A 15,617-nucleotide genomic window follows, 5' to 3' on the forward strand; every position below is an offset into this window, starting at 1 on the left:
CCTTTTTTCATATGAATTTACATACACATTCATCAATTACATATTTACAAAGCTCCTTCATTTGGTTACGATATGATTTATGAATTAAAGCGTAAAAATTACGATTACTATTAAGGAGGATTCCCTGTTGTTTAAGCGTTCGTATTTTAAACTATTTATACCTGCGGTGATTGCGGTGATGATGGCAGCCTGCGCTTCATCTCCGTCAGCTTCACTCTCTCCATCTGCTGCACCACAAGATAAAAGTGTCACCTTATTATTCAATGTGCAAAGCCCTTCTATAGATCCTCATGCAGATGTAAATTACACAGCTGTTCGTGCTGGAGTAAGTGAAACACTGATCAAAGTGAACAAGGATCTTAAGCTGGAAGCTTGGCTTGCAGAGAAATGGGACAGCAAGGACGGACAGCACTGGACCTTCAACATCCGACCAGGTGTGAACTTCCACAGCGCTAAAGCCGTCAATGCCGCTGCTGTCAAAGCCTCCTTGGAAAGAGCGCTAAAGCTCAATCCATCGGTCAAAAATGCGCTACATATCCGTGATATTCATGCGGATGGACAGATTTTGACCATTACGACAGACAAACCTTTCCCGGAATTTGTGTCCGAGCTGGTTCATCCGAATACCGCTATTATAGACACCACAGCTACAGATGACTTCCCATCAGGGACGGGACCGTTCAAGGTTGCCAGCTTCCGTGCTGGAAGTGAACTGAATTTAGATCGCAATGAACAATATTGGAACGGTGAAGTAAAGTTGAAACATGCTAAATTCATGTTTAACGAAGACGCCAATGCACGTCAGCTTGCTTTTCAAGCCAAAACTGCTGATATTGTGTATCGCCCGCCAATTGAAAGTCTGGAGCTATTGAAAGCTGATTCTACCGTAAAGGTTGACTCGCTTCCTAGTTTGCGAACGCATCAGCTTATTTACAATATGAACAATAACGATCTGAAAAAGACGGCTGTACGTAAAGCATTTGATAACCTGATTAACCGGGATGAGATCGCCCGTGGTATCATGTCTGGTCAGGGAACCCCTGCTCAAGGCCCGTTCTTGTCCGACTTTCCTTTTTCACCGGAATATATTACGAAACAGTTTGATTTGAATGCTGCCCGAGAAGGCTTCAAGCAAGCTGGATATACAGTACAGAACGGTAAAGTTGCGAACCCCGACGGCAAGCCGCTTCATCTTACATTGCTAACTTACCAGTCGAGAGCGGAGCTTCCACTCATCTCTCAGCTTATTCAGGCTAACGCTAAAGAACTTGGCATTACGATTGATATCCGTCAGGTTGATAATATTGACGAATATCTTGCCGCTCATCAGGATTGGGATTTAGCGACTTATAGTAGCATTACAGCCCCGCGCGGCGATGCAAGCTATTTTCTGAATGCGGCTTACATGCCTGAAGGAGCACTGAATTATGGGCGTGTGCATGTACCGGAACTCACTGGTATGATTTCACAGCTGAACACCACCGTGAATGAGGAAGAACGCAACAAGCTGGCGCTGAAGGCTGTCACGCTGATTGACCAAGAAAATCTGCAATCCTTTCTGGTCCATCCAAACAACGTAGTGGCCTATCGCGATTACGTACATAACTGGGTAACTAGCCAAAGTGAATACTACTTGCTGACCCAGGACCTGGATGTGAACTAGCATGTTTAAATCCATCGCAAAAAAGTTTCTTGAACTGGTCTTGTTCTTTCTTATTCTTTCCTTTGTGAGCTTCTGTCTGCTTAAGCTTGTTCCGGGCGATCCCGTCCGGAGCATTCTCCGAGTCGACGATGTAGCTGTGTCCAATCAGCAAATTATGAATATGCGCAGCCAACTGGGGCTGGATCAACCATTACCTGTGCAATATGGTAAGTGGTTGGTTCAGTTGCTTCAGTTTGATTTTGGACAATCTTATTTAACCCATCGTCCAGTATTCACAGAGTTTATGGAAAAACTGCCTTATACACTGCTGCTTACCGGAGGGTCTCTGTTCATTATGCTGCTGATAGCTCTCCCGTTGGGAACGATGGCGGCGCTCTACCGTACCCGCTGGATTGACAGAGCCAGTCGTGTGTTTGCCTTAATCGGCTCCTCGATTCCCAGCTTTTGGCTGGGGCTTTTGTTTATCGAATGGTTTGCAGTTAAATTACGTATTTTGCCGTCTATGGGTGAAGGAACCGCTTTTCATTTGGTACTCCCTTCTCTTACCTTGGGATTGGCAATGGCGGCCGTTTATGTACGAATGATCCGCGCAAGTCTGATTGAAAGCTCGGGGCAAGACTTTATCAAAGCGGCGCAAGCGCGTGGAATCAGCCCCATCCGCATTTTTTTCAGACATATGCTCCGTCACAGTCTTGTTCCACTCATTACGGTATTCAGTGAGAGTATAGGCAGCCTACTGGGAGGCACAGTCGTGATTGAAGTGCTATTCGCCTATCCAGGGCTGGGCAAATGGATTGTGGATGCCATTGCTGCAAGGGATTACCCCATTATTCAGGGCTATACCGTATTTATGGCTGCATTCATTGTATGTATCAATATTTTGGTAGAGCTGTCCTACCGTTGGGTCAATCCTGAAATCGCTTTGAAGGAGAAACGTTTATCATGATAAAATCCGTACATGCGGAAAACAGGCAGCTCACTAGAACGCGATTGTCCAATACATGGATCGTGTCGCTCTCCATCCTGCTCATTCTTGCAGCAATTACAGTCGTTCCGTTTCTTGCTCCGCAAGATCCGTATCGTATCCAGATGGGGAATCGACTACAATCGATCAGCGCTACACACTGGCTGGGAACAGATCATTTGGGCAGAGATGTACTATCGAGAGTGATAGCTGGACTTCGGACGACTGTCGGAACCAGTTTATTGATTTTGGCCGTTTCGCTGGTTGTCGGGGTCCCTCTCGGTCTGCTGTCAGGATTTATTGGTGGCTGGATGGATCGTGTATTCAAACGGGTGGTAGATGCCTTCATGACATTACCTGATTATATTTTTGCCATTGTACTGAGCGGTTTGCTCGGACCAGGCTTAGTAAATCTTATTTTCGCGGTGACTGCGGTAAAATGGGTTGGTTATGCACGCCTGGTGCGTAGTACCGTTCTGGCTGAAAAGCAAAAGGATTACATTTCGTTATCCATACTGGCGGGTACCTCCTCCCTGCGGATTGTCATGCGGCATATTCTCCCCCATGCAATTGGGAATGTTCTTGTGCTGGCTACGCTGGATATCGGCAAAATCATTTTAATGATTGCCTCCCTATCTTTTTTGGGCTTAGGTCCACAGCCGCCAATTCCCGAATGGGGTACGATGTTGAATGAAGGACGAGCGTATTTTCAAATGGCTCCCCACCTGATGCTGGTTCCAGGGATAGCTGTCGTGCTAACAGTGCTACTGGCGAACGTATTGGGAGACAAACTGCGCGACCGTTATGATGTTAAAACCCGGACAGAGGAGTGAGCTGTACATGCTGACTATTGAAGGCTTAACGATTCGGACAAATGTAAAAACGATTGTAGAGCAACTGAAGCTTGCCGTTCGTCCGGGGGAATGGTGTGCTCTAGCCGGCGAAAGCGGTAGTGGCAAAAGCATGACGGCATTTGCTATCAGCGGCCTTCTCCCCTCTTCTGTTACAGCGGAAGGAATTATTGCTTGGAAGGACAATAATTTGCTGGATCTATCCGCTAAACAAAGACGTTCTTTGCTTGGTAGTGAAATATCTTACATTTTTCAAGACTACCACGGGGCTTTCACCCCCTTTCTGCGTGTGGGCAGCCAACTGAACGAGCTGATGCGCGCCCACGGCAAACAAGATCGCAAGGCACGTAAGCAACGCTGTATCGAGGTGCTGAAGCGCGTACAGCTTCCCGCCGAGCGCGTGTACCGCAGCTATCCGTTTCAGCTCAGCGGCGGTCAATTGCAACGGGCAGCTATTGCGGCTGCACTACTACTGGAGCCGAAGTTGCTTATTGCTGACGAGCCTACAACTGCGCTGGATACGCTCACAGCTCATCGGGTGCTTCAGCTCATTGACCAAATCCGGACGGAGACGGGTATTTCCGTCTTGTGGATCACTCATGACCTGCGTCATGTACGCAAGTATGCAGATCGAATCGCAGTGATGCGCGAAGGTTCACTGGTTGAAACTGGTGAAACGCAAGCGGTGCTGAACCATCCGGCCCACCCGTATACTCGTCGTCTACTGGCGGCTATTCCACCGCTGTCTCCGGGCGCTCCAGCACGTTTGCCTTACAACAGCACTGAAACAGAACGCATTGGAAAGGAGCGCTTTACATGAATAATCAAGCCGCCTACGCTCAGCAGCAAGACACGTCTAATGCTGTCGTGACCGTCTCCGGTTTGACGAAGGCTTACGCTGGAGGTAAAACGGTGCTGCAAGATGTTGCTCTGTCGATCTCCCCCCGAGAATGTCTGGGTATCGTCGGGGAAAGCGGCAGTGGGAAAAGCACACTCGCTCGCTGTATTTTGACATTGGACCCGTTTGATCAGGGTGAGCTTAGACTGGATGGACAGTCTATTCGAGGGCTAAAGCGGAGCGAATTAAAACGGATTCGCAGCAGGCTGGGTGCAGTATTTCAACATCCATCCGCGGCTTTGAATCCCAGACTAACCATCCTGCAATCCCTGCTGGAGCCACTGGACCAGCTTAAGTACTATGTTCCTTCCTTTATGGCGGGTAAGTCCTCAGAACGTCGGGATACAGCAGAACATTTGCTTGAGATGGTAAAGCTTCCAGCCAGCTATCTGGACAAGTTTCCACATCAGCTCAGCGGTGGGGAAAAGCAGCGTGTAACCATCGCACGTGCCATCAGCACAGAGCCGGATTTTATCGTATTGGACGAGCCAACAGCAAGTCTGGATGTGACCACACAAGCCACCATTTTGAATCTGCTCAAAGATTTGCAGGATGAGCTAGGACTGGCTTATCTGTTTATCTCACATGATCTGGCGGCTGTGCACTTTATGAGTGATCGAATCATGGTCATGAAAGAAGGCAGTGTGCTTGAGCATTTTCCCAAAGAAGCATTATTTCATTCGGATCGCCATCCCTATACACAATCATTACTGGAGGTTTTTTCAACATGTTGCCTTCCCACCGAGCCTATCTTGCTTTAGCTATCCCTTTAATTATTTCGACGATTACAACCCCGCTGCTCGGTGCGGTGGATACAGCTGTAATCGGTCATTTAAGCCATTCCGCGTATTTAGGCGGTGTAGCGGTGGGCACTCTTATTTTTAATACTTTATATTGGTTGTTTGGCTTTCTGCGAGTCAGCACATCAGCTTTCACGGCACAAGCCGCAGGGGCACAAAATAACGACCAGGGCATAGCTGCTCTCATGCGCCCACTGGCCATTGCTTTACTCATTGGTGCGGTATTCATTGTGTTGCAAAAGCCAATTCTGCTGGCTTCTCTTCAGCTAATCCATCCGGCGCAGGATGTGGCGGCGCAGGCAGCGATTTATTTTAACATTCGTATTTGGGGAGCCCCTCTAACATTGGTGAACTATGTGCTGCTCGGCTGGCTGATGGGATTGTCCCGTGTGAAGGCTACATTGTTTTTGCAAATTTCAATGAACGTAATCAATATGGTATTAGCTATTGTATTTACACAGATGATGCATTGGAATGTCACGGGTGTGGCAAGCGCTACTCTGATTGCGGAAATTCTTGCATGTGTATTGGGTCTGGCGCTGGTGTTCCGCTCATCGATTTGGAGGGAATGGAAGCAAAGCGGACAGATGAATTGGCGAGGTTGGTTTGGAGCTTCAGAGTTGAAAAATGTCATGGCGACAAACCTTGATCTCATGATTCGCACAGCCTGTCTGCTGACAATGTTTAATCTGTTTACGGCACGCAGTGCGAGCTTTGGAACCGATCAGTTGGCGGCGAACGCTATTTTGTTGCAGATCCATTATATTATGGCTTACTTTTTTGATGGGTTCGCCAACGCCAGTAGCATTATGACGGGTCAGGCTAGGGGTGCTGGGGAACGTAAAATGCTGCAAAGGGTTATTCACTTGTCCTGGTTCTGGACACTGGTGACCAGCGTAGTGACGGGAGGATTGTATTTCGCACTGAAAGAGCCGCTTATCTCGCTATTTACGGATAATGCTACAGTGATTAGCCTTACAGGCCCTTATAATGGATGGCTTGTGGTCTTTCCGCTGGCAGCCGGACTGGGACTGGTATTCTACGGTGTGTTTACGGGGATGACGGTAACGTATCCGATCCGTAATTCGATGCTGATCTCATTGCTCTGCTTTTTGATCGCTCTCTTCTGGTGCGTTCCCCATTATGGGAATCACGGACTTTGGCTGTCCTTTATTGTATTTGCCCTAGGACGGTCGCTGTTTCTTGTAATCTATTTACCTCGCTTGCAGAGGATATAGCAGCACCTGATTTACATCGCTCTCAAAACAAAGGATGTCCCATCCACCATGTACGTGGTGTTGGGACATCCTTTTATTATATATTCATACGGCTTTCAGGTTAGAGTTTGCAGATACCTCTACTCGCCTTGAGGAACGGTCAAGCCCAAACCTTCGGCTACACGACGTCCATATTCAGGATCAGCTTTATAAAAATGACCGATCTGACGCAGTTTGATTTCATCACTTTCTACGGGCTTCATCGCATTTACGATGTTTCGGACCAGACGTGCACGCTCTTCTTCACTGAGCAAGCGGTACAGGTCGCCTGGCTGTGTGTAGTGATCATGATGATCGTAGGCTACACTTTGAACTTCGCCAGACACTTCAAAAGGAGCAATTTTGTGCGCAGGTGATTCTTTGGGTCCACCGAGACTATTAGGCTCGTAATAAACAGATCCTCCGCCATTGCTGTCACTGCGTAATGCACCATCGCGTTGGTAGTTGTGTACTTCTGCATGCGGACGGTTGATCGGCAACGAATTATGATTTGCACCTACACGGTAGCGATGTGCGTCGCCGTAGGCAAACAGGCGTCCTTGCAGCATTTTATCCGGGGATGCTTCAATTCCAGGAACAAATGAACCCGGAGAGAATGTCGCCTGCTCTACCTCAGCAAAGTAGTTCTCAGGATTGCGATTCAGCACCATGCGCCCAACCTCAATCAGCGGATAATCCTTTTGAGACCATACTTTTGTCACATCAAATGGATCAAAGCGGTACGTATCTGCATCTTCTACCGGCATAATCTGCACATGAAGTTTCCATGCAGGAAAATCACCTTTTTTGATGGCATTAAACAAGTCTTCTGTATGATAATCCGGATTTTCACCGGCAATTTTCGCAGCCAAATCCACATCAAGATTTTGCACACCTTGCTCCGTTTTAAAATGATATTTCACCCATACTGCCTGTCCTTCGGCGTTGACCCACTTGAACGTGTGACTACCGAAACCATGCATATGTCTAAGTGTAGCTGGAATACCGCGGTCAGACATAAGGATACTTACCTGATGCAGCGATTCAGGAGATAAGGACCAGAAATCCCAGACCGCATTCGGGTTTTTCAGATGAGTTTGGGGATGACGTTTTTGCGTATGAATAAAGTCAGGAAATTTAATGGCATCCCGAATAAAAAACACAGGTGTATTATTGCCCACGAGATCATAGTTGCCTTCTTCTGTATAAAACTTCACCGCAAAACCACGCGGGTCGCGTACAGTATCGGACGAGCCCAGCTCACCCGCCACAGTCGAAAAGCGAATAAACATCGGTGTACGCTTGCCCACCTCAGACAAGAAGCTTGCTTTTGTAAATGCAGACAAATCATTAGTGACTTCAAAATATCCGTGCGCCCCTGCACCTTTTGCATGAACGACACGTTCCGGCACACGCTCCCGGTTAAAATGCGCCAATTTCTCCAGCAGATGCACATCCTGAATTAGTGCGGGACCCCGTGAGCCTGCTGTGATCGAATTTTGATTATCTCCAACAGGAGCGCCCCAGCTTGTAGTCAGGTTCGTTGGTTGGTTACTCATGATTGACATCACCTCTTGAATGAATTGGTTGACTATGTGCCTTTCACTATAAATTGTGCACAAACAAAAATCAATACTTTTTTATAATTATTACAATTTAGGATTTAGAATTAGTTTAAAATCATAAACAAAAAAGCAAGCCCTATAAGGCTTGCCGTATATGCAGTATTGTATTTATTTACTAATAGGTATGCTTCAATTTTCACGTTCTGTAATGATTACTTTGATCACTTCTCGAAGTCTTGGCATGGAGGCTTTCAGACAATATTCATGTAGAATTCATCATAAAATCATAAAAGAAGCAGCTTCCTATCGAGAAAATCCAAGATATCCTGAACCGACTGGATTACCTCCCGACCTTCAGTCGATACGATTAGATCCGGTTCCAGCGGTGCTTCATAGGGAGCATCAATCCCCGTAAAATGATGAATTTCTCCGGCACGTGCTTTCTTGTACATTCCTTTTGGATCGCGTCGCTCACATTCCTCCAGGCTGCACTGTATATAAATCTCATAGCAACCTTCCTGCTGTAAAATGTCCTTTACCATTTCACGATCTTCACGATAAGGGGAAATGGTGGCGCAAATCGTTAGAACACCCGCATGTGCCATTAGCTTTGCAACTTCAGCAATACGGCGGATATTTTCTTTGCGGTCAGCGGGCAGGAAACCTAGATTCCGATTTAAACCGTGCCGAACATTATCCCCATCTAAAATAAACGTGTGTATGCCTTGTGCGTATAACGCTTTTTCAAGTGTGGAGGATACCGTTGATTTCCCCGAACCAGACAGCCCCGTAAACCAAAGCACCGGACTTTTATGTCCATTCAAAAGCTGACGCGCTTGCTTATCAACATCGGACACATGCCAGGTTATATTCGAAGATGGATTCATTCAGCACCTTCCTTTTTCATGAGATATTATAGTAAACAGTTTTTATGCACAGCTCAAGCTTCAGGATAGAGCATTTTTAAAGCTGTTTAAAGTACGCTGCTCTGCTTTATGATCCAACACTGCAAAAACAATCCGGTCAAACAACAAGCCATATCCTTCATCTACAAGTACTTGCTTGAACCAGAGGGCAACCTCTTCCGGCTTATTGCGGAATACTCCGCAACCATAGGCTCCAAGCACAAGATGTTCTACGCCGTTTTGCTTAGCCATTCCAAGAATGTAACGAATCCGCTCCAGCATCACTTCACCAATCCGATTCACCTGCTCTGGTTCCCGTTCTCGCACAACTCCAGCATTTACAGCAGGTGCTGTCAGGAAATCGACTTGATACGGCTTCTCCAACAATGTCCCCTGATCATCCCGAAATACCGGAACTTCAGGCGAATAAATCATATAATCTGAATAAAAACAGCTCCGCAGCTTCCGATTATGTCCATACATCTCTTCCATTTGTGAAATGCAAGGATACAATGCTGACGAACGAGCCAAGCTTTCTTCTTGAGCCTGGCTGCCTCCGAGAAATCCACCTCCCGGATTTTTGGCTGATGCAAAATTCAAACACGCCACGTGGGCCAGCTTCTCCTCTACCTGGAGTCTGTATGCCGCCTGTAACGTGCTTTCTCCCGTAATTTCCAATTTTGCAATGATCGTCTGTTCGTCTATACGGGAAGAAGGCCCCAATATACTTTTTATTCTTTGCTCTGCCTCTTGTTTTACAGCTACCAGCTGAGAAGGTGTATATAACTTCGAGCCTGTGACCGCATTTCCTATCTCTTTTGTCATATTTACTTGAACCAGTTTGATATTCGTATAATTCCCATGTTCCAAAATGGATAGTGTTTCCTTCGCCATATGCGATCGGGCATCCCGGTTGCTCCGGGAATTCATTGTATTTTTCATGATGACTATTCCTCCTTTTGCAATACATCCTCACGTAAATTCGTCAATATTTCTCCTAGCCAGTTCGTGCCACGCCATAGCTTGCGGTTCCGTATACGAGCATCGCTCTCAGCTAAGCCTACACCCCAAATGGTGTCGGTCGGACTAGCCTCAACCAGAGTGGTTCCTTTCGTTTTAAGCAGGTGCTTGAGCAAATTCGGATTTTGTGTAAACTTGGCGTAATTACCGTCATATACAAATTGCCGGCAATTGGCCTCCCACAAGGATTGGTCAAATCCGCGCACACTGCGGCCCCGGGCTTTTTGCTCCCTTGGGGTAGAGGCTTGCATAATTTTCAAGGCCGCCTCTTCATCCCCAAAAAGCTGTGCTTTTTTCAACATCATATATTGCTCGGCACAGTTAAACTCCAATCCATCCACGACAAAATCAGAAGGATACCATTGCGAAAATGGCGAATGACTGCGATAAAAAAATGTAAACTTTTCCATGAAGATTCCTCATTTCATATTCCTTATGCTACATAAAACGCGACCGAGGCTTAAATCGGTATAACTTGGACGGACGATGTCCAGCCGCCTTTCTATACTCATTGGTTTCTTCCACGAGATCAGCTATTTTGCGACGAAAAGCTGCGGCCAACAGCTCCTTACCTAGAATAATTTCATACACCTGCTGAAGCTCACTCAGTGTAAATAGAGCTGGCATCAGGTGAAACGCGATATCTGTGTATTCTATTTTGCTGCGCAGACGCTCTATACCGTACGCAATAATTTTGGCATGATCAAAAGCAATTCCTTGTGACTCCAGCACCTCTCGCTTGATTTCAATGGTTCTTCCCTTAAGAATTTCAGTTATTTTTACTTTGGCTGATAGATGGATGTCCCCATGCTTCAATGTGATGTCAATGTCTTGTTCCCATGTGTAACCTTCCGGCTGATTCGTCCGCGTCTCCTGAGCTACGCTGTAATCTAGCTCAAACCATTGGGCATCAGCGGCATCATCCCCCGCCTCTAACTCCAAGGAATCGTGGTCCACCAATGCCATGTAAGCGCAGCTAATTACCCGCATACGCGGATCACGTGCCACATCTCCCCAAGTATATAGCTGCTCCATATAAATCTGATCCACATTCGTTTCCGTTTTAAGCTCGCGTCGTGCAGCCTCTTCCAGACTTTCATCTATGCCTACAAAACCACCCGGCAACGCCCATTGCCCTATATAGGGATGCTCCCCTCTTTGGATCAAAAGAAGCTGGAGGGTCTTCTCCGGCAGCTTCCGGTAATTTTGTTGGAGCTGATCCATTACCGTAAATAGCAGCATATCTACCGTTACGGATGGGCGCTCATATACATTCGCATCATACAGGGCCAAGAACTCCTCTTCCGTCAAGCCACTGTGATTATGTTTCGATCCATCTGTCACTTGCGTCACCTACCTGTTCATATATGGGTCATTTGTCGCTTTTAATTCAAAAGTGACGAATGCTCTATGTAACTTTTAATTTGAATCAATTGATAAAAACAAAATGTTAATATCAATACAGTAATATATAAAAACTGCTTCGTCAATAGGGTGTATAGTCCTATTTTTAATCATTTGATAGTACTATTAGACTGTTTACTGAATTTCACTTGTTGCTTATTGTCATATCATGTATGATGTTTTGGTCAATATAGGAAACACAACATACTAATCACGTAGGGAGAAGATCTAATTGTCTAACCAGTTTAATCCGCAATTCAATCAGCAAGGAGCACCATCCAGACCAGCCCCTGTTTACCCGCCTCCTGTATCATTCAAGGAGTGGATGATCAGTTTACTTCTGATGGCTATACCGGTAGTTGGACTTATTATGCTATTTGTGTGGGCATTTAGCGGCTCGACTAATCCGAGCAAAGCTAACTATGCTAAAGCAGGCCTTCTTTGGGCAGCTATTGTAATTGTGATCTATATCATTATGGCTGTTGCTCTGTTGCCTGCCATCATAAGTTCATTGAATTCAAGCAGCTACTATTGATTCTAATTACATAGCAAAATAACCTTCCGATGAATAGCCTGATCATCAGAAGATCTTTAAACTAAACTGCCGATCTCGTCGGCAGTTTTATTTGATTTCTTTTCGCTTTACTCTTTTATTTTCACAGCATAACGATTCATCATTCCCGGCATCCCCTGAAAATCAAGTTTGCCATAAGCGATCAACTGTTGAATCCGGTATTCCAAAAAAGTATCGCTTCTTGGCTGCGACCACTGCGTTAAAGCTTGACCTATTATTTTTCCGGTGTTCACAAATTCCAGATTATCAGCTAACTGTATCTGGCTAATCATATCAAGCATGGCCTTATCCAAATAATCCTCCGGCACATGAACAATACGGTCATTGTCCCATAATCTCAGGACACTATCTTGCTCGCTAAGCTCCAACCACTCCCGTTCGTATCGACGTCGGTCTTCCATACACACCACATAAAGTTCATCTTTACTTCGCTTAATGAACCGTTCGATTTCTTTCGAATGCACCACGCCCATGGATAAAGGGAATGGACTCTCATTATATAAATAATCATCCGGTTCCCGCTCCAAGGTATCCGTGACATTAATGACTCGAATAGGTGTAGCTCTGTTGCGCAAGAGATATAATGCAAAGCGTAATCCAACCTGCTCGTCAGCATTAGAGCCACACCAGATCGTGATCGACTTATCATCCGGAATTTCACTAAGGGTAACCATCATCTGTTCAATACGCTGCTCCCAATTGGCGTAATGGAAAAACTCATAATGCATCATCCGTTCAGCCAACCAGCTGTGACGGTTTTCTTGTCCTTCTGATGTTTCCAACCTCCACAATGGTCCTATGGAAAACTGATCATTAAAAGACAGAACGATACTCTCAAGCCGCAATCCTGCACCGGAAAGTCCTACCTTCATCGAGCCTGCGGCAGACTGAGAAAACAATAGATGCACATGCCTCTCCCGGGAGCGTTCATGCTCCAGACGCTCATTTCGGCTCGTTTCCACATCATTTGCCCACTGTTTCAATATGGGGTTAGCCCATTCAGGATTTTTGTCTGATAAGGCTGCAGCCTGCTCCAGTACACTACGTACAAAACCTCTAAGTCTTCGACCCTTAAAAACCTCATCATAGTCTTCATCAAAATTCGGTTCATTATGAGATAACAACAAATCACTACCTCCTCTTATCAAATTCAATTCAAACTTGTCTTTCGACCAGAAATATCTTTAGAATAGGCGTATAGCTATCACTTCTTACTCTACAATAAAATACCACAGATTGGTTACTCGACTGGAGGAAAATAAATGACATCGGAGTGGCAGAGATTACAGACCAAACTGCCGGAATGGGTAGAACAAAGCCGTCATGAGTATATTCATGGCAAGGTAGCAGCATATATTCCCGAGCTGTCCAAAGCACCAGCCGACGCGCTGGGTATTGTTGTAATGAACGGTGCGGGCGAGACCGTGGTAGCCGGGGATACGGAAATCCAATTTACGATGCAAAGTATCTCAAAGGTATTTACGCTCATTCTGGCCTTGATGGATAATGGAGAAAACGTTGTCTTCTCTAAGGTGGGTATGGAGCCTACCGGAGACCGTTTTAATTCCATGCTAAAGCTAGAACTAGTTGAGCCGGGCATTCCGTTTAACCCACTGATTAACGCCGGAGCAATCGCAGTCTCCTCTCTGATTCGCGGGAACAGTCCAGAAGAGAGATTTGCCCGTGTTCTCCAATTTTTCCGCCTGCTTACCCACAATGACACATTGGAATATGATCAGGATGTCTACGATTCAGAATCAGCTACAGGCCATTTGAACCGTTCCCTTGCTTATTTTCTAATGGAAAAAGGAATTTTAAGAGGTCATGTGGAGGATGTGCTTGAAGTTTATTTCAGACATTGTGCTGTCAAATTGAACTGTACTGATTTAGCTCGTATGGGACTTGTATTAGCTTACAATGGTCGAGATCCAGTGACAGGTATACCGCTGATTCCCCGCCGCTATGTACAGATCGCCAAAACATTTATGACGACATGCGGCATGTATGACGCTTCAGGGGAATTCGCCATTCAAGTCGGACTACCTGCCAAAAGCGGCGTATCAGGCAGTATTATGACGATGGTACCCGGACGATATGGCATTGGACTGGTTGGACCTTCTCTGAACCGTATGGGCAACAGTACAGCCGGTGTACACTTGCTGGAGAAGATGTCTCGGGATTTGGACTGGAGCTTGTTCTAAGTATACGAAAAAAAGGGTATTCCCAGCCTTTACGGCTCATAGGAATACCCTTTTTTGTTGCGTGTCTTCTATGTTACGAGATTTGACCGTTAATCAGTTTAATTTGAATGCGGAACGGATCAGCTACATACTTGGCGCCATCGCGTTCTTGCATTCCATAGCCTGCTGCCTCTAAACGAGCTACAATGGCATCCAATTCATTCTGATCCGGTACGATCAATTCAAAATAATCCAATCCTGCAGCGTGCTCAGGAGCTGGTGGTGCTCCTTCACCTGCCCATATATTCAAGCCCATATGGTGGTGGTAACCACCTGCGGAAACGAACAAGGCTGAAGAGCCATACCGGCACGTAATGTCAAAGCCAAGCACATCGCAATAAAATTGCTGTGCTTTGAGCAAATTAGACACATGGAAGTGGACGTGCCCGATTACCGTTCCCTGCGGTAGTCCCTGCCAAGGTAGATTTTCGGAAATCGCAACCAAGTCTTCTGCATCCACGGGATCTGTTCCCATCATGTAAAATCCATTTGCATCCTTTTTCCACTGATCACGGGGACGATCTGCATAGATTTCGATTCCGTTATTATCAGGGTCATGGATATATAGAGCTTCACTTACATCATGGTCTCCCTGTCCGATTTCAATCTCATGAGCCAGCAGATTACGTAAAGACAGGCCCAGAGCTACACGGTTTGGGAGAAGAATAGCAAAGTGATATAACCCGGCAGCAGATTGACGCGGCAGAATAACTGCATTTTCAATATAGTTAAGGATCAGTAGCGCATGCTTCCCATCGACAGTCAATTCAGCGGTATCCGCCGTTTGACGCAGCAACTGAAAACCAACGACCTCTGTATAAAATTGAATAGAACGCTCCAAGTTACTAACCTTTAATGAAACCTGCCCGATTTTGGTGTTGTCATGAATATGTGCTGTCATGAGATTTCCCTCTTTCTATATGGATTGGAGGACTAAAGCTAATCAAAAATTATTGTTTGGTTGACTCACGACGGCTGAACAAAGAATCCAGAGACAATCGAGTCGTTGGAGCAAATACCAGATGAAGAGCTACCAGAATAAAAGCAATATCCAGCTCATAGCCAGCGCCTTGACCATTCCCCATCAACCCGCCGGACAATTTTGCTGTAAAAATGGCGCCGATCAAAACAATAACCAAAAGCCCAGATACATAGCGAGTGAGCAATCCAAGAATCAATGCAATCCCACCGACCAACTCAATCACCGCAACGACATAACCTAAAAATCCTGGAACGCCAATGCTGGAAAACCAGCCTGCTACATTACCCAACCCCATTTGGAATTTAGCAATTCCGTGTGCCAAAAACAAAATTCCCAGCGCCATCCGCATAATTGTAGAAATGTTTTTGCTTGCTGAACTCATGTTTATCTCTCCATTCTGTTTGTTTATTACACTCATACAAGTGCATATGAATAATTAATTTATATTACTAATAATTTGGTTAAAAAAATAATACTGTCTGAATCTCTGCCGCA

General features: G+C 45.7%; 15 protein-coding genes and 1 pseudogene. 8 read left to right on the plus strand and 8 right to left on the minus strand.

The window, feature by feature from the left end; translation table 11 throughout:
- The first annotated feature begins 127 nt into the window (after positions 1-127).
- The 6 genes and pseudogenes from nikA (at position 128) to ACM1ND_RS13845 (ending at position 6,414) form a co-directional block, all read left to right on the plus strand.
- Complete coding sequence (nikA, locus tag ACM1ND_RS13820; protein WP_418026164.1) at positions 128-1,663, plus strand: nickel ABC transporter substrate-binding protein; 1,536 nt, start codon at positions 128-130, stop codon at positions 1,661-1,663.
- 1 nt (position 1,664) lies between these two features.
- The gene (nikB, locus tag ACM1ND_RS13825; protein WP_418026165.1) at positions 1,665-2,609 is read left to right on the plus strand and encodes a nickel ABC transporter permease; all 945 of its coding nucleotides are present in this window, start codon (positions 1,665-1,667) and stop codon (positions 2,607-2,609) included.
- Entirely contained in the window at positions 2,606-3,460 is an 855-nt protein-coding gene (gene nikC / locus ACM1ND_RS13830) for a nickel transporter permease (RefSeq protein ID WP_023988850.1), read from the plus strand. The genes nikB and nikC overlap by 4 nt, the downstream gene beginning before the upstream one ends.
- 7 nt (positions 3,461-3,467) lie before the next feature.
- Positions 3,468-4,302: pseudogene (locus ACM1ND_RS13835) on the plus strand (ABC transporter ATP-binding protein).
- Entirely contained in the window at positions 4,295-5,137 is an 843-nt protein-coding gene (locus ACM1ND_RS13840) for an ABC transporter ATP-binding protein (protein WP_068938778.1), read from the plus strand. Before ACM1ND_RS13835 ends, ACM1ND_RS13840 begins: the two are co-directional and overlap by 8 nt.
- Complete coding sequence (locus ACM1ND_RS13845; protein WP_418026166.1) at positions 5,104-6,414, plus strand: MATE family efflux transporter; 1,311 nt, start codon at positions 5,104-5,106, stop codon at positions 6,412-6,414. Before ACM1ND_RS13840 ends, ACM1ND_RS13845 begins: the two co-directional genes overlap by 34 nt.
- Before the next feature lie 119 nt (positions 6,415-6,533).
- Here ACM1ND_RS13845 and katA read toward each other — a convergent pair whose 3' ends face one another.
- The 5 genes from katA to ACM1ND_RS13870 all read right to left on the minus strand — a co-directional run bounded on the left by katA (position 6,534) and on the right by ACM1ND_RS13870 (position 11,266).
- Positions 6,534-7,991: a catalase KatA gene (gene katA, locus ACM1ND_RS13850; RefSeq protein ID WP_418026167.1), complete on the minus strand. Its 1,458-nt coding sequence runs from the start codon at positions 7,989-7,991 to the stop codon at positions 6,534-6,536.
- Positions 7,992-8,281: 290 nt separating this feature from the next.
- A complete protein-coding gene (cysC, locus tag ACM1ND_RS13855; protein ID WP_023988854.1) occupies positions 8,282-8,884 on the minus strand; it encodes an adenylyl-sulfate kinase in 603 nt (200 codons plus the stop codon).
- A gap of 60 nt (positions 8,885-8,944) precedes the next feature.
- A complete protein-coding gene (locus tag ACM1ND_RS13860; protein WP_254347398.1) occupies positions 8,945-9,844 on the minus strand; it encodes a TIGR02452 family protein in 900 nt (299 codons plus the stop codon).
- 5 nt (positions 9,845-9,849) lie between these two features.
- On the minus strand, positions 9,850-10,332 hold the full coding sequence (locus ACM1ND_RS13865) for an NADAR family protein (RefSeq protein WP_254347399.1): 483 nt from the start codon (positions 10,330-10,332) through the stop codon (positions 9,850-9,852).
- Between the two features lie 28 nt (positions 10,333-10,360).
- Entirely contained in the window at positions 10,361-11,266 is a 906-nt protein-coding gene (locus tag ACM1ND_RS13870; protein WP_254347400.1) for an NUDIX hydrolase, read from the minus strand.
- 292 nt (positions 11,267-11,558) lie between these two features.
- Here ACM1ND_RS13870 and ACM1ND_RS13875 point away from each other — a divergent pair, with 292 nt between their 5' ends.
- The gene (locus tag ACM1ND_RS13875; protein ID WP_254347401.1) at positions 11,559-11,861 is read left to right on the plus strand and encodes a hypothetical protein; all 303 of its coding nucleotides are present in this window, start codon (positions 11,559-11,561) and stop codon (positions 11,859-11,861) included.
- Between the two features lie 107 nt (positions 11,862-11,968).
- Here the strand turns inward: ACM1ND_RS13875 and ACM1ND_RS13880 are convergent, their stop codons facing one another.
- Positions 11,969-13,027 (minus strand): DUF1835 domain-containing protein, encoded by a 1,059-nt coding sequence (locus ACM1ND_RS13880; RefSeq protein ID WP_254347402.1) that lies wholly within the window; start codon positions 13,025-13,027, stop codon positions 11,969-11,971.
- Between the two features lie 135 nt (positions 13,028-13,162).
- On the opposite strand from ACM1ND_RS13880, the gene glsA reads away from it, so the two are divergent.
- Complete coding sequence (gene glsA, locus ACM1ND_RS13885; protein ID WP_254347403.1) at positions 13,163-14,101, plus strand: glutaminase A; 939 nt, start codon at positions 13,163-13,165, stop codon at positions 14,099-14,101.
- Between the two features lie 73 nt (positions 14,102-14,174).
- Here glsA and ACM1ND_RS13890 read toward each other — a convergent pair whose 3' ends face one another.
- Both ACM1ND_RS13890 and ACM1ND_RS13895 read right to left on the minus strand, forming a co-directional pair.
- On the minus strand, positions 14,175-15,041 hold the full coding sequence (locus tag ACM1ND_RS13890) for a VOC family protein (protein ID WP_028541641.1): 867 nt from the start codon (positions 15,039-15,041) through the stop codon (positions 14,175-14,177).
- Between the two features lie 49 nt (positions 15,042-15,090).
- Complete coding sequence (locus ACM1ND_RS13895; RefSeq protein ID WP_028541642.1) at positions 15,091-15,504, minus strand: DoxX family protein; 414 nt, start codon at positions 15,502-15,504, stop codon at positions 15,091-15,093.
- Positions 15,505-15,617 lie beyond the last annotated feature (113 nt).

It is taken from the genome of Paenibacillus sp. JJ1722 (genome assembly GCF_048282685.1).
In the GTDB taxonomy this organism is placed as follows: Bacteria; Bacillota; Bacilli; order Paenibacillales; family Paenibacillaceae; genus Paenibacillus; species Paenibacillus polymyxa_B.